Origin of the sequence: Mesorhizobium sp. M1E.F.Ca.ET.063.01.1.1, from assembly GCF_003998155.1 — a bacterium.
Taxonomy (GTDB): Bacteria; Pseudomonadota; Alphaproteobacteria; order Rhizobiales; family Rhizobiaceae; genus Mesorhizobium.
The window spans coordinates 1-4,800 of the sequence record NZ_RZSC01000456.1; the positions used below are offsets into that span (position 1 = coordinate 1).

General features: G+C 63.6%; 3 protein-coding genes. All 3 read left to right on the top strand.

Annotation, left to right across the window (positions count from 1 at the left end):
- A partial coding sequence (gene rplJ / locus EOA29_RS25250) for a 50S ribosomal protein L10 (protein ID WP_145969789.1) occupies nucleotides 1–341 on the top strand: 341 nt, incomplete at its 5' end.
- 54 nt (nucleotides 342–395) lie between these two features.
- Nucleotides 396–776: a 50S ribosomal protein L7/L12 gene (gene rplL, locus EOA29_RS25255; protein ID WP_040983055.1), complete on the top strand. Its 381-nt coding sequence runs from the start codon at nucleotides 396–398 to the stop codon at nucleotides 774–776.
- A 260-nt stretch (nucleotides 777–1,036) separates the two neighbouring features.
- The coding region (rpoB, locus tag EOA29_RS25260) for a DNA-directed RNA polymerase subunit beta (protein WP_127221775.1) at nucleotides 1,037–4,800 on the top strand (3,764 nt) is incomplete at its 3' end.

The window sequence follows — 4,800 nt, forward strand, 5'->3', positions numbered from 1 at the left end:
TCGCTCTTCAGGGCACGGACTCCGCATCGATCGTCGATCTGTTCAAGGGACAGACGCTGGTCGCTTATTCGGAGGATCCGGTTGCGGCGCCGAAGGTCGCGTCCGATTTCGCCAAGGGGAATGACAAGCTGATCATTCTCGGCGGCGCAATGGGCTCGACTGCGCTCAACGCCGACGGTGTCAAGGCACTCGCCACGATGCCGTCGCTCGACGAGCTGCGCGCCAAGCTGGTTGGCATGATCGCCACGCCGGCAACCCGGATCGCCCAGATCGTCAATGCGCCCGCGGCTTCGGTCGCGCGTGTCATCGGCGCTTACGCCCGGAAGGACGAGGCGGCATGAGGCCGTTCCTCGCTGTCAACAACACACGTTCGAACCTAGTAAAGGAATACAAAAATGGCTGATCTGGCAAAGATCGTAGACGACCTTTCGAAGCTGACCGTCCTCGAGGCGGCTGAGCTGTCGAAGCTCCTGGAAGAGAAGTGGGGCGTTTCGGCCGCCGCTCCGGTGGCGGTTGCCGCTGCTGCCGGTGGCGCTGCCGCCGCCGCTGCTCCGGCCGAAGAGAAGACGGAATTCGACGTCGTTCTCGCCGACGCCGGCGCCCAGAAGATCAACGTCATCAAGGAAGTCCGCGCCATCACCGGCCTTGGCCTCAAGGAAGCCAAGGACCTGGTCGAAGCGGCTCCGAAGCCGGTCAAGGAAGGCGTTTCCAAGGCCGATGCCGACAAGTTCAAGGCTCAGCTGGAAGCAGCTGGCGCCAAGGTCGAGCTGAAGTAAAGGCGAGGGCGGACGGTCTCGCGCCGTCCGCCCCCTCCCTTGGCAAAGGGAGGCATGCGTTGCGCGAGACGTTTGAAAACCTCTTTCCTGAGGGCCGGAAGCGGCCTTCAGGAAACGGGTTTTCTCCCGTTTTAGCCGGCAGCCGCCAAGCGATTGGACAGGGCTGCCGGAAAACAGACAAGGGCAGCCGGCGAGGTGGCCCGTTGGTGCAAGGCGAACCGCGGCGAGGTTCGTCCCGAGTTTTGAGCTAAGGAGCGACGATGGCCCAGACCCAGACTTTCAATGGCCGCAGACGCGTACGCAAGTTCTTCGGAAAGATCCCGGAAGTTGCGGAGATGCCGAACCTTATCGAGGTTCAGAAGGCATCCTATGACCAGTTCCTGATGGTGGACGAGCCCAAGGGCGGGCGTCCTGACGAGGGACTGCAGGCCGTTTTCAAGTCGGTCTTCCCGATCTCCGATTTTTCCGGCTCCTCGATGCTGGAATTCGTGAAGTATGAGTTCGAAGGACCGAAATTCGACGTTGACGAATGCCGTCAGCGCGACCTGACCTATGCCGCGCCGCTCAAGGTGACGCTGCGCCTCATCGTGTTCGATATCGACGAGGACACCGGTGCGAAGTCGATCAAGGACATCAAGGAGCAGGACGTCTACATGGGCGACATGCCGCTCATGACGTCGAACGGCACCTTCATCGTCAACGGCACCGAGCGCGTCATCGTCTCGCAGATGCACCGCTCGCCGGGCGTCTTCTTCGACCATGACAAGGGCAAGTCGCACTCGTCGGGCAAGCTTCTGTTCGCCGCGCGCGTCATCCCCTATCGCGGCTCTTGGCTCGACATCGAGTTCGATTCCAAGGACGTCGTGCACGCCCGCATCGACCGCCGCCGCAAGATTCCGGTGACGTCGCTGTTGATGGCACTCGGCATGGACGGCGAGGAGATCCTGTCGACCTTCTACAACAAGATCACCTACAAGCGCGCCGGCGACCACTGGCGCATCCCGTTCAATGTCGAGCGTTTCCGCGGCCTGAAGGCCGTCGGCGACCTGGTCGACGCCGACACCGGCGAGATCGTCGTCGAGGCCGGCAAGAAGATCACCGCCCGCCAGGCCCGCCAGCTCGGCGAAAAAGGCCTCAAGGCTATCAAGGCGACCGACGAGGACCTGCTCGGCAACTATCTGGCCGAGGACATCGTCAACTACGCCACCGGCGAGATCTTCCTCGAGGCCGGCGACGAGATCGACGACAAGACGCTGAAAGTGCTGCTCGGCACCGGCGAGGACGAGATCCAGATCCTGGATATCGACCACGTCAATGTCGGCGCCTACATCCGTAACACTTTGGCCGTCGACAAGAACGAGAGCCGTCAGGACGCGCTGTTCGACATCTACCGCGTCATGCGTCCGGGCGAGCCGCCGACGCTCGAGACCGCCGAAGCCATGTTCAACTCGCTGTTCTTCGACAGCGAGCGCTATGACCTGTCGGCCGTCGGCCGCGTCAAGATGAACATGCGCCTCGAGCTCAAGGCCGAGGACACCGTGCGCGTGCTGCGCAAGGAAGACATCCTGGCCGTGGTCAAGACGCTGGTGGAGCTGCGCGACGGCAAGGGCGAGATCGACGACATCGACAATCTCGGCAATCGCCGCGTGCGCTCGGTCGGCGAGCTGATGGAGAACCAGTACCGCGTCGGCCTGCTGCGCATGGAGCGCGCGATCAAGGAGCGCATGTCCTCGATCGAGATCGACACGGTCATGCCGCAGGACCTGATCAACGCCAAGCCGGCGGCCGCCGCCGTGCGCGAGTTCTTCGGCTCCTCGCAGCTGTCGCAGTTCATGGACCAGACCAACCCGCTGTCGGAGATCACCCACAAGCGCCGCCTGTCTGCCCTTGGACCGGGCGGTCTGACCCGCGAGCGCGCCGGCTTCGAGGTGCGCGACGTGCACCCGACGCATTACGGCCGCATCTGTCCGATCGAGACGCCGGAAGGCCCGAATATCGGCCTGATCAACTCGCTCGCCACCTTCGCGCGCGTCAACAAGTACGGCTTCATCGAGAGCCCGTACCGCAAGATCGTCAACGGCAAGCTGACCAACGAAGTCGTCTATCTGTCGGCGATGGAAGAGGCCAAGCACCACGTCGCGCAGGCCAACGCCGAGCTCGACAAGAACGGCGGTTTCGTCGACGAGTTCGTCATCTGCCGTAACGCCGGCGAGGTGATGATGGCGCCGCGCGAGAACGTCGACCTGATGGACGTGTCGCCGAAGCAGATGGTGTCGGTCGCCGCGGCGCTGATCCCGTTCCTCGAGAACGACGACGCCAACCGCGCGCTGATGGGCTCGAACATGCAGCGTCAGGCCGTGCCGCTGGTGCGCGCCGAGGCCCCGTTCGTCGGCACCGGCATGGAGCCGGTCGTTGCCCGTGACTCGGGCGCCGCTATCGGCGCCCGTCGCGGCGGCATCGTCGACCAGGTGGACGCGACGCGTATCGTCATCCGCGCCACGGAAGATCTCGATCCTGGCAAGTCCGGCGTCGACATCTACCGGCTGATGAAGTTCCAGCGTTCGAACCAGAACACCTGCATCAACCAGCGTCCGCTGGTGCGCATGGGCGACCGGGTCAACAAGGGTGACATCATCGCCGACGGTCCGTCGACCGAGCTCGGCGATCTGGCGCTCGGCCGCAACGTGCTGGTCGCGTTCATGCCTTGGAACGGCTACAACTACGAGGACTCGATCCTGCTCTCCGAGCGCATCGTGGCCGACGACGTCTTCACCTCGATCCACATCGAGGAGTTCGAGGTCATGGCCCGCGACACCAAGCTCGGACCGGAGGAAATCACGCGCGACATTCCGAACGTTTCGGAAGAAGCGCTGAAGAACCTCGACGAGGCCGGCATCGTCTATATCGGCGCGGAAGTGCAGCCGGGCGACATCCTGGTCGGCAAGATCACGCCGAAGGGCGAAAGCCCGATGACGCCGGAAGAAAAGCTGCTGCGCGCCATCTTCGGCGAGAAGGCCTCCGACGTTCGCGACACCTCCATGCGCATGCCTCCGGGCACCTTCGGCACGGTCGTCGAAGTGCGCGTCTTCAACCGCCACGGCGTTGAGAAGGACGAGCGCGCCATGGCGATCGAGCGCGAGGAGATCGAGCGCTTGGCCAAGGACCGCGACGACGAGCAGGCGATCCTCGACCGCAACGTCTATTCGCGCCTTTCCGACATGCTGGTCGGCAAGGATGCGATCGCCGGACCGAAGGGCTTCAAGAAGGGCTCGAAGCTGTCGAAGGACACGCTCGACGAGTATCCGCGCTCGCAGTGGTGGCAGTTCGCCGTGGAGAACGAGAAGCTCCAGAGCGAGCTCGAAGCGCTTCGCGGCCAGTACGACGACTCCAAGAAGGCGCTCGAGCAGCGCTTCATGGACAAGGTCGAGAAGGTGCAGCGCGGCGACGAAATGCCTCCGGGCGTCATGAAGATGGTCAAGGTCTTCGTGGCGGTGAAGCGCAAGATGCAGCCGGGCGACAAGATGGCCGGCCGTCACGGCAACAAGGGTGTCGTGTCGCGCATCGTTCCGGTCGAGGACATGCCTTTCCTCGAGGACGGCACGCATGCCGATATCGTGCTCAACCCGCTGGGTGTGCCGAGCCGCATGAATGTCGGCCAGATCTTGGAGACGCATCTGGGCTGGGCCTGCGCCGGCATGGGCAGGAAGATCGGCGAGCTGATCGACGCCTACAAGGCCGGCGGCGACATCAAGCCGCTGCGCAAGACGCTGGAAAGCTTCATGCCTTCCAACGACCGCAACGAGCCGATCCGCGAGTATGACGACGAGAGCATCATTCGCCTGAGCGAGCAGATGCGCCGCGGCGTCTCCATCGCGACCCCGGTGTTCGACGGCGCGCACGAGGCCGACATCAACACCATGCTGGAGCAGGCTGGCCTGCACACCAGCGGTCAGTCGCAGCTCTATGACGGCCGCACCGGCGAGCCGTTCGATCGCAAGGTGACGATGGGCTACATCTATATGCT